The organism is Microvirga sp., assembly GCF_014699075.1.
Taxonomy (GTDB): domain Bacteria; phylum Pseudomonadota; class Alphaproteobacteria; order Rhizobiales; family Beijerinckiaceae; genus Microvirga.
The window spans coordinates 19,271-35,287 of sequence record NZ_JACXAB010000006.1; the positions used below are offsets into that span (position 1 = coordinate 19,271).

At 63.3% G+C, this 16,017-nt stretch carries 16 protein-coding genes; 4 read left to right on the forward strand and 12 right to left on the reverse strand.

The window, feature by feature from the left end; translation table 11 throughout:
- The first annotated feature begins 7 nt into the window (after positions 1-7).
- The 3 genes from iolE to IC232_RS11550 all read left to right on the forward strand — a co-directional run bounded on the left by iolE (position 8) and on the right by IC232_RS11550 (position 2,035).
- On the forward strand, positions 8-892 hold the full coding sequence (gene iolE / locus IC232_RS11540) for a myo-inosose-2 dehydratase (protein WP_190845087.1): 885 nt from the start codon (positions 8-10) through the stop codon (positions 890-892).
- Between the two features lie 12 nt (positions 893-904).
- Positions 905-1,705, forward strand: coding sequence for a 5-deoxy-glucuronate isomerase (iolB, locus tag IC232_RS11545; protein WP_190845088.1), 801 nt, complete (start codon positions 905-907; stop codon positions 1,703-1,705).
- Positions 1,706-1,837: 132 nt separating this feature from the next.
- Positions 1,838-2,035, forward strand: a complete 198-nt coding sequence (locus IC232_RS11550; protein WP_190845089.1) for a hypothetical protein — start codon at positions 1,838-1,840, stop codon at positions 2,033-2,035.
- A gap of 4 nt (positions 2,036-2,039) precedes the next feature.
- Here the strand turns inward: IC232_RS11550 and IC232_RS11555 are convergent, their stop codons facing one another.
- The 10 genes from IC232_RS11555 to IC232_RS11600 form a co-directional block, all read right to left on the reverse strand.
- Entirely contained in the window at positions 2,040-3,074 is a 1,035-nt protein-coding gene (locus IC232_RS11555; protein ID WP_190845090.1) for a phosphotransferase, read from the reverse strand.
- 6 nt (positions 3,075-3,080) lie between these two features.
- Complete coding sequence (locus IC232_RS11560; RefSeq protein ID WP_190845091.1) at positions 3,081-3,557, reverse strand: MaoC family dehydratase; 477 nt, start codon at positions 3,555-3,557, stop codon at positions 3,081-3,083.
- Positions 3,554-4,384, reverse strand: coding sequence for an SDR family NAD(P)-dependent oxidoreductase (locus IC232_RS11565; RefSeq protein WP_190845092.1), 831 nt, complete (start codon positions 4,382-4,384; stop codon positions 3,554-3,556). Before IC232_RS11565 ends, IC232_RS11560 begins: the two co-directional genes overlap by 4 nt.
- 7 nt (positions 4,385-4,391) lie before the next feature.
- Entirely contained in the window at positions 4,392-6,032 is a 1,641-nt protein-coding gene (locus IC232_RS11570) for a long-chain-fatty-acid--CoA ligase (RefSeq protein ID WP_190845371.1), read from the reverse strand.
- A gap of 40 nt (positions 6,033-6,072) precedes the next feature.
- Positions 6,073-6,552 carry a PaaI family thioesterase gene (locus IC232_RS11575; RefSeq protein ID WP_190845093.1) on the reverse strand — a complete coding sequence of 160 codons (480 nt, stop codon included), beginning with the start codon at positions 6,550-6,552 and terminating at the stop codon, positions 6,073-6,075.
- A 66-nt stretch (positions 6,553-6,618) separates the two neighbouring features.
- On the reverse strand, positions 6,619-7,785 hold the full coding sequence (locus IC232_RS11580; RefSeq protein WP_190845094.1) for an ABC transporter substrate-binding protein: 1,167 nt from the start codon (positions 7,783-7,785) through the stop codon (positions 6,619-6,621).
- A 117-nt stretch (positions 7,786-7,902) separates the two neighbouring features.
- Positions 7,903-8,610: an ABC transporter ATP-binding protein gene (locus IC232_RS11585; RefSeq protein ID WP_190845095.1), complete on the reverse strand. Its 708-nt coding sequence runs from the start codon at positions 8,608-8,610 to the stop codon at positions 7,903-7,905.
- Positions 8,597-9,361 carry an ABC transporter ATP-binding protein gene (locus IC232_RS11590; RefSeq protein ID WP_190845096.1) on the reverse strand — a complete coding sequence of 255 codons (765 nt, stop codon included), beginning with the start codon at positions 9,359-9,361 and terminating at the stop codon, positions 8,597-8,599. The genes IC232_RS11585 and IC232_RS11590 overlap by 14 nt, the downstream gene beginning before the upstream one ends.
- Entirely contained in the window at positions 9,354-10,370 is a 1,017-nt protein-coding gene (locus tag IC232_RS11595) for a branched-chain amino acid ABC transporter permease (protein WP_210335324.1), read from the reverse strand. The genes IC232_RS11590 and IC232_RS11595 overlap by 8 nt, the downstream gene beginning before the upstream one ends.
- Positions 10,367-11,233 (reverse strand): branched-chain amino acid ABC transporter permease, encoded by an 867-nt coding sequence (locus IC232_RS11600; protein WP_190845097.1) that lies wholly within the window; start codon positions 11,231-11,233, stop codon positions 10,367-10,369. Before IC232_RS11600 ends, IC232_RS11595 begins: the two co-directional genes overlap by 4 nt.
- A gap of 429 nt (positions 11,234-11,662) precedes the next feature.
- Between IC232_RS11600 and IC232_RS11605 the strand changes: the two genes are divergently transcribed.
- Positions 11,663-12,955 carry a TetR/AcrR family transcriptional regulator gene (locus IC232_RS11605; protein ID WP_190845098.1) on the forward strand — a complete coding sequence of 431 codons (1,293 nt, stop codon included), beginning with the start codon at positions 11,663-11,665 and terminating at the stop codon, positions 12,953-12,955.
- Here IC232_RS11605 and IC232_RS11610 read toward each other — a convergent pair.
- Both IC232_RS11610 and IC232_RS11615 read right to left on the reverse strand, forming a co-directional pair.
- Positions 12,853-13,851, reverse strand: coding sequence for an alpha/beta fold hydrolase (locus tag IC232_RS11610; protein ID WP_190845099.1), 999 nt, complete (start codon positions 13,849-13,851; stop codon positions 12,853-12,855). The two genes, IC232_RS11605 and IC232_RS11610, sit on opposite strands and share 103 nt — an antisense overlap.
- An 18-nt stretch (positions 13,852-13,869) precedes the next feature.
- Positions 13,870-15,939 (reverse strand): 3-hydroxyacyl-CoA dehydrogenase NAD-binding domain-containing protein, encoded by a 2,070-nt coding sequence (locus IC232_RS11615; RefSeq protein WP_409564926.1) that lies wholly within the window; start codon positions 15,937-15,939, stop codon positions 13,870-13,872.
- Between the last annotated feature and the right edge of the window lie 78 nt (positions 15,940-16,017).

Consider the following 16,017-nt stretch of genomic DNA (forward strand, 5'->3'; position numbering starts at 1 on the left):
TAAGAACATGACGATCCGCATCGGGGCGAACCCCATCGGCTGGTCCAATGACGACATGCCGGAACTCGGCGGCGAGACGCCGTTGGAGGTGTGCCTGGCCGAGGCCAAGGAAGCCGGCTTCGAGGGCATGGAGCTGGGCAACAAGTTTCCGCGCGAGCCGGAGGCCCTCAAGAAGGCGCTTGCGCCCTTCAACATGGCTTGCGTGTCCGGCTGGTACTCCGCCGAGTTGCTCACCCGCGATGCCGAGGCGGAGATGAAGGCGCTGCGTCCGCACCTCGATCTCTTAAAGGCCATGGGCTCCAACGTGCTGGTCTTCGCCGAGACGTCGAATGCGATTCATGGTGACCGCTCCAAACCCCTGTCGCAGCGTCCCGTCATGAAAGATGGCGACTGGGTCGGGTTCGGCCGCCGCATCACTGAAGTTGCCGAGCGCACCCTGCAGGAAGGCGTCCGTGTGGTCTATCACCATCATATGGGCACCATCGTGGAGTCGGAGGCCGATATCGATGCCTTCATGCGCTCGACCGGCGAGGCTGTTCATCTCCTGCTCGACACGGGCCACGCCACCTGGGGAGGGGCGGATCCGGCCGCGCTTGCCCGCCGCTACCGCAGCCGCATCAGCCACGTGCATACAAAGGATGTGCGCAAAAGCGTGATGGAGAAGTCGCGCGCGGAAGGCTGGAGCTTCCTCGATTCCGTCATCGAAGGAGTCTACACCGTGCCGGGTGACGGCATGGTTGATTTCGTCTCCGTATTTAAGGAACTGCCGGGCTATAGCGGCTGGGTGGTGATCGAGGCGGAGCAGGATCCGAAGAAGGCGCATCCGCTCACCTATGCCAAGATGGGCTATGCCAATCTCACCCGGTCCCTCAAGGAAGCCGGCCTGCGATAAGGACCACTTGCGATGTCAAAGCTTCTCGTCAAACCGTCGGCGCCCGATAGCAACGGGCGCATTCACGCGATCACGCCGGAATCCGCCGGCTGGACCTATGTGGGGTTCGAGGTCTACCGGCTGAAAAACGGGCAGAGCTTGAAGCAAGCGACGGGAGACCGGGAAGCCTGCATCGTCCTGCTGTCCGGAAAGGCGCATGTTGGCGCAGCCGGACAGGATTTCGGCACGATCGGCGGGCGCAACTCGCCGTTCGAGCCGGATCCGTGGTCGCTCTATGCGCCGGCTCGCTCGGAGTGGTCTCTGACAGCGGAAACGGATTGCGAGATCGCGGTCTGCACCGCGCCCGCCGAAGGCAAGCTGCCGGCCCGCGTCATCGGCCCGGATCAGGTCGGCCAGGAGACCCGGGGCAAGGGCACGAACACGCGCCATGTGCGCAACATCCTGCCCGAAACGGAAACAGCTGAAAGCCTGCTGGTGGTCGAGGTCATCACGCCCTCGGGCCACTGGTCGAGCTATCCGCCTCACAAGCACGACCGGGACATGCTGCCGCAGGAGTCGCTGCTTGAGGAGACCTATTACCATCGCCTCAACCCACCCTCGGGTTTTGCCCTGCAGCGGGTCTACACGGACGACCGCTCCCTCGACGAGACAGTGGCAGCAGCCAACGGCGACGTGGTGCTGGTGCCGAAGGGCTATCATCCGGTCGGCGCGCCGCACGGCTATGAACTCTACTACTTGAATGTGATGGCCGGCCCGAAGCGGGTCTGGAAGTTCCACAACGACCCGGATCACGAGTGGATGCTGAAATCTTGACTTGGCGCATTGCTGAGTGCGGAGAACCGGAGCCGCTTCTCCGCAGGATGCGCTAAGCCTGAGGTCTTCTGTCGCTTGATCTGCCTAAGCCTTTCGGGCATGAGGCGGGCATCGTTTCCCTTAAGAGGCCTCATGACCTGGTCCGATCTCGCCTCGCGCGCCTTCAAGACCATCATCGCGCTCGTCAGCGCGATCGTGATGGACTACGCGTTCCTGAACGGGCGCATGACGCGCCAAGCGGTGGCAGGCATTGAGCGCATGGCGGCCGATGCGCCTGTCCTCGTCGACCGACTTGTGACCAGCGCACTCAACATTAAATGGGACAGCTGAAGATCTAGCGGGCGCCGACGACTTCCAGCGCCATTCCGGCCATCATCGGCACGGCTTCGCCCATAAGGCGGGCGCGCTCCGGGTTGGATGCATTGCCGTCAAGAGAGCGCTTGTAGACGCCCTGAAGGATCGCCGCGAGGCGGAAGAAGCTGAAGGCGAGATAGAAGGGCCAGTGGCCGATCACCTCGGTTCCGGTTCGGCGGCAGTAGAGTTCGACATACTCGGCTTCTGTGGGAATGCCATGGGCCTTCCTGTCGATGCCGCCCAAGCCGCGGAACGCTCCCTCGGAGGGTAACCGCCACTGCATGCATTGATAGGCGAGATCCGCCAGGGGATGGCCGAGGGTGGACAATTCCCAATCGAGCACCGCCAGGATGCGTGTGCCGGCCGGCTCGAAGATCATGTTGTCGAGCCGGTAGTCGCCATGAACGAGGCTGACACGTCCGTCGTCCTCCGGCGTGTTGCCTTCCAGCCATGCGATGAGGTCGTCCATCTCTGGGATCGGATGGGTTTCCGACGCGCGGTACTGGCCCGACCAGCGGGCGATCTGGCGCTCGAAATAGCTGCCCGGCTTGCCGTAATCGGCGAGGCCAACGGCTGCGGGATCGACCTTGTGCAAGGCGGCAAGCGCCGCATTCATGGAATCGTAGATCGCACTGCGTTCGGAAATCTGGAGATCCGGCAACTTGCCGTCCCAGAAAATGCGGCCCTCGACATAGTCCATCAGATAGAACATGGAGCCGATGATCGCCTCGTCCTCGCATAGGTGCAGGACGCGCGGCACCGGCACGTCGGTGCCGGCGAGCGCCGCCATGACCCGGTACTCGCGATCAACCGCGTGGGCTGACTTCAGCAGCGTTCCAGGCGGCTTGCGCCGCAGGACGAAGCGGCCTTTCGTTGAGGTGATCAGGAAGGTCGGGTTGGACTGCCCCCCAGCAAACTTTTCAGCGCCGATGAAGCGGCCAAAGCCCGGAACATGCGCGCCGAGATACGGACCGAGACGCTCCGTGTCGAGATGGGCTGCTGCTTGTGCTGTCATGGGCCTTCAACCGAGCACGGAAAGCGTAATCCACTCGGCCGCAAGCGCCGGCTTTTCCGCGCCCTCGATCTCGACAGACACCTGGTAGCGCAGCATGGCTTGGCCTTCTGAGCGCATCGAGATCTCGGATAGGGTGAAGCGTCCCCTCACCCGTGCCCCCACCGGCACCGGTGAGAGAAAGCGGACACGCTCCAGGCCGTAATTAATGCCCATCACCCTATTCCTGATTGTCGGCAGCGCCTCCTGCCCCATGGCGGAGAGAAGCGACAGGGTGAGAAATCCATGCGCAATCGTGCTGCCGAAGGGCGTCTCCGCGAGGGCGCGTTCAGGGTCGACGTGGATGAACTGGAGATCTTCGGTGACAGTTGCGAAGCGGTCGATCCTGTCTTGGTCGATCATCTTCCAGGACGACACCCCGACTTCCTGGCCGATCCGGCTCTTCAGGTCATCGATGGAGACGGAGACCGGCGCATGCACGTTCATAGGGATGCCTCGCCGAAGATCTTGTGCCCGGTCTCCACACCGATGCCGCCGTCGAGCGGGATGATGGCGCCCGTCGTATAGGCGCCGCCGCGGCCGCAGAGGAACAGGAGTGCGCCTGCAATGTCATCAGGCCGGCCGATGCGGCCAGCGGGCACGCTGGCGGCGACCAGCGCCCGCTTCTGCTCGTCGCCGGTGGCGAAAGCCGTCATGCGGCTCTGGAAGGGCCCCGGCGCAAAGGCATTCACCGTAATCCGGCGCGGGGCGAACTCCTTCGCCAGGATCCGTGTGAGGTGATGCACGGCGGCTTTGGACGCCGCATAGGAATAGGCGTTGTCGCCGATGGGCGCTGCCCCCATCACGGAGCCGAGATTCACGACACGGGCTGGATCGTCGTCGCTGGCTGCTGCTTCGAGCAGAGGCAGCAGCTGTTGGGTCAGCGTAAAGAGCCCGGCCACATTGACGGAGAATACGCCGTCCCACGCCTTATGCGGGAAGTGCTCCAGCGGCTCACCCCAGGTCTTGCCCGCATTGTTGACGAGGATATGAAGGTGCGCCGTGCGTGCCTTCACCTCGGAAGCCAGAGACATCACGCCGGCTTCCGTCCCTACATCGCCGGCGAAACCTTCCGCCGTGCCGCCAGCGTCGAGCGCATTCAGCTCGCGTGCCACAGCCTCGCAGGCCTCACCCTTGCGCGAGGCGATCAGCACCCGCGCACCGGCCCGCACGAGAGCCTCGGCGATCATGCGTCCGATCCCGGTGGCACCCCCGGTCACGAGCGCCGTCTTGCCCGCGACGGAGAACAATGAGCTGAGGTAATCCTGAGCCATCGGCCGCTCACGCTGCCGAGGGGAGGACATAGTCCTTCAGGATCTTGCGCAACTCCAGCTTGGAAATCTTGCCTGTCGCCGTGAGCGGAATGCTCTCGACGAAAAGCACGTCATCGGGCACCTGCCAGCTCGCGACCTTGGTGGTGAGATAGGCGAGGATGTCCTCCTTGGCAGGATTCGCATCGGGCTTCGGCACCACCACGAGCAGCGGCCTCTCGCCCCAGCGCGGATGCGGCATGGCAAGCACGGCGCAGTTGGCGACACCCGGCGCCCCCAGGGCTGCGTTCTCCAGGTCGATGGAGGAGATCCACTCGCCACCGGACTTCACCAAATCCTTGGTGCGGTCCACGATCTGGAGAAAGCCGTCCGGCGTGATCTTGGCGACGTCACCTGTCTTGAACCAGCCTTCCGGATCGAGGGCCTGCGCGGTCGCGGCCTCGTTGTTGTAGTAGCCCGAGGCGATCGAAGGCCCGCGCACGCAGAGCTCGCCGAAGGCTACACCGTCTTTTGGGAGCTCTTTGCCGTTATCGTCGACGATCTTCATGTCGACCATGAACAATCGCCGTCCCTGGCGAACCTTCAGGGCAATCTTCTCGTCGAAGGGCAGCTCTTCCATCGCGGGGCTCAGCATGCCGAAGGTGCCGATGGGGCTCATCTCGGTCATGCCCCAACCGTGACAGACGCTGATGCCGTAATCACGCTCGAAAGCTTCGATCATCGGTTGCGGCGCCGCCGAGCCGCCGATGATGACGTAATCGAGTCCCTCGGGCTTCCGGCCCCTCTGCTTCATTTCGTGCAGAAGCCCGAGCCATACGGTGGGCACGCCCCAGCTGCTGTCAACCTTCTCGGCCTCCATGAGGTTGAACAGGCTCGCGCCATCGAGCTTCGCGCCCGGAAAGATCAGGGAGGTGCCGGAGAGAGGCGCAGAATAGGGCAGCGCCCAGGCATTGACGTGGAAGAGCGGGACCACGGGAAGGATCTTCTTCCCCATGCCGAAATAGCGCGACGCGCCGATCACCGACGTCATGGCATGGATCACCTGCGAGCGGTGCGAGTAGAGCACGCCCTTGGGTTCGCCCGTGGTGCCGGAGGTGTAGCTCAGCGCCGCAGCGGTGTTCTCATCGAGGTCGGGCCAGGTGATGGTGTCAGGCTGTCCGGTGAGCAGATCCTCGTAGCATTGAAGGCCGTCGAGTCCCTCCTGCGCCGGCATGGTCTCGCGACCGGTCATCGCCACGAAAGTGATGTTCTGCGGCAGCTTCGGCCGCAGGGCGGCGACAAGTGGCGCGAAGGTGATGTCGAAGAAGAACACCGTGTCCTGCGCGTGATTGATGATGTAGACGAGCTGCTCGGGGAACAGGCGCGGATTGATCGTGTGGCATACGGCGCCGATGCCGGAGATGGCGTAGTAGAGTTCGAAATGCCGGTAGCCGTTCCAGGCCAGCGTTGCCACGCGGTCACCCGGCTTGACGCCAAGCGCGCGCAGGCCATGCGCCAGCTGAGCGACCCGCTTGTGAATATCCTTGTAGGTGGTGCGGTGGATGCCGCCCTCAGTCGCCACCGAGACGATCTCGGTATTGGCGTGCACCTCAGCAGCCAGATCGATGATTTCCGGGATCGACAGCTGCCGATCCATCATCATTCCCTTCAACATCGTTTCTTCCCTTCATTTATTGCTTATTGTCAGGAATTTATCGGCCGCTTGCGTGTTGTCCAGTCTCTCGCAGGGACGGCATCGAGGCTTGGTCCAGAACGGCAATGGTGGCGAGCGCAACCGCCGTCTGCTTTTCGCGCCCGTCTTTTTCCGTGAACACGTCCGCTGCCACGATGATCATGCGGCTTCCGGGCTTCACCACCCGCGAGCGGCAGATCAGCCGATCTCCGTCCGCTGGCGAGAACAGGTTGAGCTTGTATTCGGCCGTGAGGACGCCTTGGCCGGCTTTAAGAACGGTCGCAGCCGCGATGGTCGTGCCATTGTCGATCAGGAAGGCCGTGACGCCGCCGTGAAACAGGCCGTGCTGCTGAAGCAGATCATCGCGACGAGCGACGGAGATCGTCGCGGAGCCGGGCGCCAGCTCGTCGATCTGCGCGCCGACGAGATGCATGAAGCCCTGGAGGGCCACGCGCTCCCGGATGCCGGCAGCGCGAACATCAAATGGGATTGCATCCATGCGGATCGCCTGCCCCTGAGTGAAGGAGACAGGGCCAGCTCTGAGGCCGGCCCTGTCCATCAAGTCTTACTGGCCGAGGCTTGCCGCCTCGACGGTCTCGACCTTACCGCCCTTGACGACGCCGACCACGATGTTGGCGTTGGTGCCGCCGCGGTCATCGACGCTGGTGATGCGCGCCGGGTTCCGCTCCGGCGGCAGCTTGCCATAGGCTTCGCTCAGCTTGGCATGAATGGCCTTCGGGTCGGAGACGCTACCAGCGAGCTTCATAGCCTCGGCCACGGCATTCAGGGTCGAGTAGTGGTAGGAGGCTTCCGTGCCCGGGTTGCGGTCGTAGAGCTTCTTGAACTTCGCGATGAAGCTTTCAGTGCCGGGACGCTTGTCATAGATCAGCGGCAGAACGCCGACCGAACCTTCGAGCATGTCCATGCCGCCGGTGACGGCAGCCATCTCGTCGAGCTTGGCCTGATCCATCACGGCGAAGCCGCCCTTGAAGCCGAGTTCGCGTGCCTGCTTGGCGATGAGAGCCGTGGGCTCCGAGGCGCCGCCGATGAACAGCACGTCGGGGCTGGCCGCGAGCACACGGCTGACGCCGCTGTAGAAGTCCGTGTCCTTGTTGTAGGACATCGGGTTCTCGGCCACGATCTGACCGCCGGCCTTCGTCCAGGCGGGACCGAAGAGCTGCGCCCAGGCCTTCGCATAATCATGATCGCCGCCGGCCATGGCGAGCTTCTTGCCGAAGGTCTTCATCTGCACATTGATGAAGGGCTGCACATAGCCCGCGAAGGATGGCGGAATGCGCAGGGTGAGCTTGTTGCCGCGCTCCGTCATGTTCGGCACACTGGTATAGGCGCCAAGAATGAAGTTGTCCTGCTCGTTGAAAGCCTGGATCGCGAAGGCGCCGCCGGAATGGGGCGTGAACACCATTGGCGTGTTGTTCTGCGCCTTCAGGCGCTTGGCGTTCACGGCTGCCTCGCTGGGCGAGTACTTGTCGTCCAGCGCCACGATGTTGAATTTGTACTTCTTGCCGCCGACATCGAAGCCGCCGGCATCGTTGATCTCCTTCGCGGCCATCTCGAGGCCGACCAGGGTGTTCTTGCCGTAGAGCGCGGCGCCGCCGCTGAGCGGGCCGGTGTAGCCGATATTCACCGTCTCCTGGGCCGATGCAACGGACGCGAAGCCGGCCGCCAGCGTCACTGCGCCTGCGGTGTGAACCAGATGTTTCCAAAGAGCCATTTGTTTTCCTCTCCTCTTGTTCTTTCTTCATGGGGCGGGAGTTCGACCGTGATCGACTCCCGTCTCTCTGTTGGCGAACTTTTTTAAGGCTCGCAGGCTTCCATAACCGGCGCCGGATCAGGCGCCGATATAGGCTTTCCGAACACGCTCGTCATTGAGCAGGGTATCCCGGTCGCCCTCCATGACGATCCGGCCGCTCTCGATGACGTAAGCGCGATGGGCGATCCGCAGGGCCGCGTAGGCATTCTGCTCGGCGAGCAGAACCGTTGTGCCCTTGTCGTTGATCGCCTTGATGACGCCGAGCACCTGCTTGACCACGAGAGGCGCGAGGCCGAGCGACGGCTCGTCCAGCAGCAGGACCTGCGGCCGCCCCATCAGGGCGCGGCCGATCGCCAGCATCTGCTGCTGGCCGCCGCTCAACGAGCCGGCCATGTCGTGGCGCTTCTCGTACAGGATCGGGAACATCTCGAAGACCTGATCGAGGATCTTCTCGGATTCCTTCTTGTCCTGGCGATGGACATAAGCGCCGAGAAGCAGGTTCTTGCGCACGGACATTTCCGGAAAGAGCTTGCGCCCCTCGGGACAGTGCACGACACCGGACTGGACGATCTGGGAGGGTTTCCGTCCGGCGATGTTCTGATCCCTGAACCAGATGTTGCCGCGGGTAAGCTTGCGCAAGCCGCTGATGGCCAGAAACAGAGAGCTTTTGCCGGCGCCGTTGGCCCCGAGCATTACCACGAGTTCGCCGGGCTCCGCATGAATGGAGATTCCATCGAGCGCCCGGAAGCTGCCGTAATTGAGCTGTGCTCCCTCAAGCCGCAGCATAGTCAGCTCCCAGATAGGCCTCAATGACGCGCTGGTCGGACCGGATCTGCGCCGGCGTTCCCTCGGCAATCATCTCGCCATGGTCGAGCACCACGATCTTGTCGGCAAGGCTCATGATCATGTCCATCTTGTGCTCGATCAGGCACACGGTCAGGCCCTTGCGGATCATCTTACGGATGAGTTCGGCCAAACCCAGCGTCTCCTCCGGATTGACGCCGCCGGCGGGCTCATCGAGCAGCACGATTTTTGGGTCGGTGGCGAGCGCCAAGGCGAAGGCGACGCGCTTGCGCTCCTCTTGGGAGATGTCCGCCGCCAAGTGGTGCGCCACGGATGACAGGCCGACGAAATCGAGCACCTCCTCGGCCTTGGCGCGGCAGCGATGCTCATCCTCTTTGAGACGCTTGGTGTTGAGCACCACGTCCCAGAAAGTGGAGGTGGTGCGAAGCCGATGCCCGACGATGAGGTTGTCGAGCACCGTCGCCTTGTCGAACAGGGTCGTCGACTGGAACGTACGCGCGACGCCGAGCTTCGCGACCTGATCGGGTCGCAGACCTGTCACGTCCTGCCCGTCGAAGATGATGCGCCCGGAGGTCGGCTTGTGGTAGCCGCTCACCAGATTGAAGAACGTGGTCTTGCCGGCGCCGTTCGGGCCGATGATCGCGTTGATCCGGTTCTTCTCGAAGGTGGTGGTCACGTCACGGACTGCCGTCAGACCGCCGAAACGCTTGGTCAGTCCCTGGATCTCAAGCATTGGTACTGACCTCCTGCTGCGAGCCGATCACGGACCGCTGAAGGCGCCTGTCCTGCATGGAGGCTGCCGCCCGCCGCGCCTGCCTTTCGCGCCAGTAACCGATAAGGCCTTGCGGGAAATACATGACCAGGAGGATCAGCAGCGGGCCGAACACGATCATCCGGAAATCCTGCAGGAACTGCAGCGACTGGGTGAGCCAGGTCAGCAGGATCGCTCCCAGCAGCGGCCCGAACAGAGTGCCGATGCCGCCGACGAGGATGAAGGCGATCATATCGAAGGTGTGGCTCTCCAGCGCCATGGCCGGACCGATGAAGCGCACGAAGCCGGCATAAAGCGCACCGGCCATTCCGGCATAGAAGGTGGAGAGCACGAAGGCGAGCACCTTGGTGCGCATCAGGTTGATGCCCAGGGTCTCGGCGAGGTCCTCACCGTTGCGGATGGCCACGAAGGCGCGGCCGAGCAGCGAATGCACGATCCGGCTCATCAGCCACAGGCTCACCACCAGGAAGAACAGCACGAGGTAATACTGCGACCAGGTGTTGTCGAAGCGGATCGGGCCGATGCCGGTGGGGGCCGGGATGTCGATGATGCCCACCGTTCCATGGGTCAGCGCATCCGACTTCTCGATGATCAGATAGATCATGAACCCGACGCAGAGCGTAAAGATCGAGAAGAAGTGCCCTTTCAGCCGCAATGAGAGGAGGCCGGCGAAGAATCCGATGACGGCGCTCAAGATTCCGGCGATCACGAAGGCGACCCAGTAGGGCACGCCGTAATCGACGGTCAGGATGCCAACCGTGTACGCGCCGATGGCCATAAAGCCCGCATGCGCCAGATTGAGTTGACCCGTGTAGCCCAGGATGAGGTTCAGGCCCACCGCGGCGATCGCCATGATGTAGGCGAGCGACATCACGTAGATGTAGTAGTCGTTTGCCGCAACCATCGGGAAGGCGATAGCCAAAACGAGCAGGACGGCGAGAAGAGGCTTTTGCCAGGTCTTCGACATCATGCCCGGGCTCCGCTGGGAAAGAGGCCCTGGGGCCGGAACGACAGGATCAGGACGAGCAGTGCGAAGGCGATGATGTCCTTGTAGTTCGTGGAGACGTAGAAGGCCCCGAAGCTCTCGGCGAACCCGATCACGAGGCCACCGACGATGGCGCCCGGAATGCTGCCCATGCCGCCCAGGATGATGATCACGAAGGCTTTCATGATCACGAGATGTCCCATGGAGGGATAGATCAGGTTGATGGGCGCAAAGAGCGTTGCGGCCACCGCCGCGAGCGCACCGGAAATCGCGAAGGTGAGAACCGAAACCTTCGTGGCGTCGATGCCAACCAGGGAAGCTCCCTCACGGTTCTGCGCCATGGCGATGATCGTGGAACCGGTGAGCGTGCGGGTGAGGAAGAGATGGAGCACGAACATCAGGCCGAACGCGGCCGCGATGATGATCAGGCGCTGCGCAGGCGCCACGAGATCGAAGAGGCGCACGATCTGCGGGTAAGGCGGAGCAAGGCGGTGGAATTCCGCACCCCAGATTGCCTGAATGCCGGCCTCAAGAAACAAAAGAAGGCCGATCGCCGCGATCATGTCGTGCAGTGGCGGCGCATTTCTAAGTCGATGGAAGATCAGGCGATCCGACAGAACGGCGAGAAGAGCGACCACGAGTGCCGCTCCCGCCATGGCAACCCAGTAATTCGCGCCGAGCGAACCCACGAGGTAGAATGCCATATAGGCGCCGACCATATACAGGGCACCATGGGCAAAGTTGGGGATGTGAAGAATCCCGTAGACGAGCGTGAGACCAAGGGCCACGAGCGCATAGACGCTCCCGAGCGTCAGCCCGTTCAGAACCTGCTGAAAAAAGATGTTCAAGGAGCCGCGTCCTCCTCCTGGGCTCCGGGCTCCCGTGCTCGACCGCGATCCCTGCCTGGCTGGGGCAGGACAGAGGGCCTGTGACTTGCGGCACTGGACCCTCAAACCGGACGAACCGGGCTCCTCGGATCGTTTCCTCTCGAATGAACGGTACGGTCCTTTTCAGAGTCGCACCGCCGGCAGAGCTTCATTGGCCCTGTCCTATGTCTGAGGGGAGACTGACACGAGACTATGGCCTCGTCAACGGATCATGGTAGCAGAATTGCACCGACTTTCGGCGGCACTGAATTCATGCTCGACACTCTCTTAGAATAACCGGTACAGTCGAAGAGTTGCACGCGCGGCATCGCTCCCTGCATCAATTCGTGCTAGGAGCTCAACCATGGGCGGCCCTGGGCCTGCCCGCGGGCCAGGAGCCACGAAACTACCATGACGCCGACCTCCAACGCTCTTCCGCGCCAGACCAAGCGCTACGAGCAGAAGCGACAGGCCATCCTCGACGGGGCCGTCCAGCTCTTCAATCAGAAAGGATTGAAGGGGACGACCCTGGCCGATGTGGCCCAGAGCGTCGGGCTGATCACCAACAGCGTCACCTATTATTACCGCAAGAAGGAGGAGCTGGCGACGGCCTGCCTGTTGCGCTCCATCGAAGCATTGGACGATCTCATCGCCGTCGCCCTGCAACGGGAGACGCCGGAGGAGCGCCTGCGAACGATCCTGCGGCTCTACTGCGAGAGGCTGGCGGAGAGCGCCTCGGGAGACCGGCCGCCGCTCATGAGCTTCAGCGACATGCGGTCGCTGACCTCTCCGCACGTGGAGCTGGTGTTCGACACCTATAACCAGATGTTCCGGCACCTGCGCAGCCTATACGATCTCGATGGTGCGCCGCCGTTAAGCCGGGCCCAGAAGAATGCGCGCGCCCATCTGCTGATCTCCGTCATGCACGGCGTCCGGCACTGGATCGACCATTACGAGCCCCAGGATTACCGGCGGGTTGCCGACAGGATCAGCGACATCCTGATCCATGGGCTCGCCACGCCGCAATCGGCCTGGCGCCCCACGGTGCTGCCGCAGATGACCTGGCCCTCGGTCGAGGAGGTATCGCCCGAGGCGTTCCTGCGCTCGGCCACCATCCTGATCAACGAGCAGGGCTACCGGGGTGCTTCGGTGGAGAAGATCTCGGCCCGGCTGAACGTCACCAAGGGGTCGTTCTATCATCACAACGACAACAAGGACGATCTCGTGACCGCCTGCTTCGAGCGCACCTTCGCGGTGGTGCGGCAGGTCCAGCAGGCCGCAGAAGCGGATGGGGCGACAGGCTGGGATCATCTTTGCGCCGCAACGAACGAGCTGATCCGCTACCAGCTGTCCGATCAGGGTCCGCTGCTGCGCATTTCCGCCTTCAGCGCCCTCCCGGAAGCCCTGAGAGGCCCGACGAAGCGCACCATGGACCGGTTGGCTCAGCGCTTCAGCAGCTTCGTGGTCGACGGCATGGCGGACGGCTCGGTCCGCCCGCTCGATCCATTCGTGGCCGCCCACGTTGTCGACAGCGCCATCAACGCGGCAGTGGAGCTCGAACGCTGGATTTCAGGCGTCACACGCGAGACAGCGGCCGATATCTACGCCAGGCCGCTGTTCATCGGCGTATTCTCGCCTGAAGGTGAAGTCGAAGCCCAGCCGGCGAGCACGGCACGCAGCGCCGCGACCAGCGCGAGAGGCTGATCGATCGGAACATGGTGATAGGCCTCGGGGATGTCGATCACCGGGGTGCCAGGCGGCAGGATTTTCCGCATGCGCGCGATGTCCCCCTCGTGCATCAGCGTGGAGTGGGCGCCCAGCAGGACCGCGAGAGGACATTTCGGAGCTGACAGGGCTGGAGCCGGGTCTTCCCATTCATAGTCTCGCCACAGAAACGGATCGAAGCGCCAGGTCCATCCAGAGCCTTCCGGCGTCTCGACTTGAGTCAAAGACGTCCGAGCGATGAAATCCGCGATGAAGAGGTTCTCGCAGGGCTGAGCCGGCACGAGCCGGAACCGCTTCAGAGCCTCCTCAAGGGTCGGGTAGATCTTGTGGGGGCGCATCTCCCAGGCGGCGCCCTTCTCCTTGCGCTCCTTGCGCCTCTCGGGAGAGAAGATCGGCGTGTCGACGATGATCCCGCCGCCCAGGCGCTCCCCGTGCCGCGCGGCGGTCTCGATGATGGGAAAGCCCCCGAAGGAATGGCCGATGAAGACGGGCCTGACCTCGCTGTCGAACAACCCTGTCGCCTCGGCAACCGTCATCGCCTCCTCAACAAAGATGTCGAAGGAATAGCGCTCGCGCCGGTCCGACCCGCCCATGCCCGACCAGGAGAGGGCCGTGCAGCGATACTCGCTTGAGAAGAACGGCGCGATGAAGCTCCACCAATCCGCATGGGCTCCGTTGCCGTGCAGGAAAAGGAGGCCGGGCCTGCCGCGCTCGCCCCAGGTGAGCGTCTCGATTTGGGCGCCCGCCGCCTCGGTGAAGCCCCGCTCCGGCGCATCCGCGAGTGCCTGATCGAACCAAGCCGGCGCGCCTGGGCGCGCACCGTCCAGGGATGCAAGCAGCGTTTGACGCCGCGGGCCAGGAGCCGTGTCGTTCATGACAGGCGCGCTCCTTGTTCAGAGATCGCGAAAGCCCTTGCCCTCGGCAACGAGACGTTCGAGCAGCGCAGCCGGCTTGAAGTCCGCTCCGTACTGCGCCTCGTAAGCGCGCAGCCGGTCGAGCACTTTGCCTAACCCCACCTGCTCGCCATAGAACATCGGTCCGCCGCGATAGACCGGCCAGCCATAGCCGTTGATCCACACGATATCGATGTCGGAGGAGCGGATGGAGATGCCCTCCTCCAGGATCTTCGCGCCCTCGTTGATCATCGTGTAGACGCAGCGCTCCAGAATTTCCTGATCGGAGATCGTGCGCCGCTCGATGCCCTTCTTGGCCGAGAGATCGAGGATGATCTGCTCCACGAGTTTGGACGGCTTGGCGTTGCGGTTCTCGTCGTAATCGTAGAAGCCCGCGCCCGTTTTCTGGCCGCGGCGATCCTGCTCGCACAGGATTTCGCGGGCGGTCTCGCCTTTCGAGGTCTCGCGCGACCAGCCGATGTCGAGGCCTGCAAGATCGGCCATGGCGAAGGGCCCCATGGGGAAGCCGAACTCGTAGAGAACGCGGTCCACATCCCACGGCATCGCGCCCTCAAGAATCAGGCGGTTGGCTTCGCGCTGGCGCGGCTCGAGCATGCGGTTGCCGACGAAGCCATGGCACACGCCCACCAGCACGGCGATCTTGCCGATCTGGCGGCCGAGCTGCATGGCGGTGGCGATGACCCGCTTGTCGGTCTTCTCGCCGCGCACCACCTCCAGCAGGCGCATGATGTTGGCCGGCGAGAAGAAGTGCATGCCGAGCACGTGCTCAGGCCGCTTCGTCATCGCGGCGATCTCGTTCACGTTGAGGTAGGACGTGTTGCTGGCCAGAATCGCACCGGGCTTGGCGATGGCATCAAGCTTGGAGAAGATCTCCTTCTTGATCGCCATGTTCTCGAACACCGCCTCGATGATGAGGTCGCAATCGGCGAGATCCTCCATGTTGAGGCTGCCGGTGAGGAGCCCCATGCGGCGCTCCACGTCGTCCATGCTCATGCGGCCCTTCTTGGCCGTGCTCTCGTAGTTGCGGCGGATGACGCCGAGACCCCGCTCCAAGGCCTCGGGCTTAGCCTCGACAATGGTGACGGGCAGCCCCGCATTGGCGAAATTCATCGAGATGCCACCGCCCATGGTGCCGGCGCCGATGACGCCAACCTTCTTGACGGCCAAGGTCGGCGTGTTGTCGGAGATGTCTGGGATCTTCCAAACCTGGCGCTCGGCGAAGAACACGTGCCGCTGGGCCGCCGATTGCTCGCCGCTCACGAGGTCCTGGAACAGCCTGCGTTCCAGCTTGATGCCCTCGTCGAACGGCAGATTCACGGCCGCCTCGATGCAGCGGATGTTGTATTCCGGCGCCTGGAAGCCACGGAACTTGCGGGCATTGGCCTTGCGGAATGCGTCAAAAACCTCCGGCTTGCCGCGGGCGGCCGCGATCTTGTCATCGAGATCGCGAACCTTCTTGAGCGGTCGGTTCTCGGCCACTACCTTGCGCGCGAACGCAATGGCGCTTGCGAGCAAATCGTTCTCCTCGACGAGCTCATCGACGATCCCCATCTCCTTCGCGGCCTTTGCCGAGATCGGGCTGCCGGATGTGACCATCTCCATTGCCCGCTCAGGACCCACGAGGCGCGGCAGGCGCTGCGTGCCGCCGGCACCCGGGAGCAGTCCGAGCTTCACTTCCGGAAAGCCGCATTTTGCCGAGGGCACGGCCACGCGGTAATGGCAGGCGAGCGCCGTCTCCAGACCACCGCCGAGCGCCGTGCCGTGAAGGGCGGCGACCACAGGCTTCGATGAGGCCTCGATGAAGTCCACCACCTCGGGCAGCATCGGCTGCTTCGGCGGCTTGCCGAACTCGCTGATGTCGGCGCCGGCAAAGAAGGTGCGGCCCTCGCAATGGAGCACCACGGCCTTGACGCTCGCGTCAGTGCCGGCTTGCCTGATGCCTTCCACAATGCCCTCGCGCACCTGTGCCGAGAGCGCGTTCACGGGAGGCGAGTTGACGGCGAGCACGGCGATCTCGCCGTCGCGTCTCAGTTCGACGACAGGATTGATGCGGGTTGCGGAACCCATCTCGGCCGCGCTGCTCATGCTGTTCTCTCCCTTGATTCGGTGCGCTTGTCTGAACGACGT

Excerpts from the sequence above, each read along its gene's own strand:
- iolE (WP_190845087.1), top strand. The coding sequence starts at position 8 with ATGACGATCCGCATCGGGGCGAACCCCATCGGCTGGTCCAATGACGAC.
- iolB (WP_190845088.1), top strand. The coding sequence starts at position 905 with ATGTCAAAGCTTCTCGTCAAACCGTCGGCGCCCGATAGCAACGGGCGC.
- IC232_RS11550 (WP_190845089.1), top strand. The coding sequence starts at position 1,838 with ATGACCTGGTCCGATCTCGCCTCGCGCGCCTTCAAGACCATCATCGCG.
- IC232_RS11555 (WP_190845090.1), bottom strand. The coding sequence starts at position 3,074 with ATGACAGCACAAGCAGCAGCCCATCTCGACACGGAGCGTCTCGGTCCG.
- IC232_RS11560 (WP_190845091.1), bottom strand. The coding sequence starts at position 3,557 with ATGAACGTGCATGCGCCGGTCTCCGTCTCCATCGATGACCTGAAGAGC.
- IC232_RS11565 (WP_190845092.1), bottom strand. The coding sequence starts at position 4,384 with ATGGCTCAGGATTACCTCAGCTCATTGTTCTCCGTCGCGGGCAAGACG.
- IC232_RS11575 (WP_190845093.1), bottom strand. The coding sequence starts at position 6,552 with ATGGATGCAATCCCATTTGATGTTCGCGCTGCCGGCATCCGGGAGCGC.
- IC232_RS11580 (WP_190845094.1), bottom strand. The coding sequence starts at position 7,785 with ATGGCTCTTTGGAAACATCTGGTTCACACCGCAGGCGCAGTGACGCTG.
- IC232_RS11585 (WP_190845095.1), bottom strand. The coding sequence starts at position 8,610 with ATGCTGCGGCTTGAGGGAGCACAGCTCAATTACGGCAGCTTCCGGGCG.
- IC232_RS11590 (WP_190845096.1), bottom strand. The coding sequence starts at position 9,361 with ATGCTTGAGATCCAGGGACTGACCAAGCGTTTCGGCGGTCTGACGGCA.
- IC232_RS11595 (WP_210335324.1), bottom strand. The coding sequence starts at position 10,370 with ATGATGTCGAAGACCTGGCAAAAGCCTCTTCTCGCCGTCCTGCTCGTT.
- IC232_RS11605 (WP_190845098.1), top strand. The coding sequence starts at position 11,663 with ATGACGCCGACCTCCAACGCTCTTCCGCGCCAGACCAAGCGCTACGAG.
- IC232_RS11610 (WP_190845099.1), bottom strand. The coding sequence starts at position 13,851 with ATGAACGACACGGCTCCTGGCCCGCGGCGTCAAACGCTGCTTGCATCC.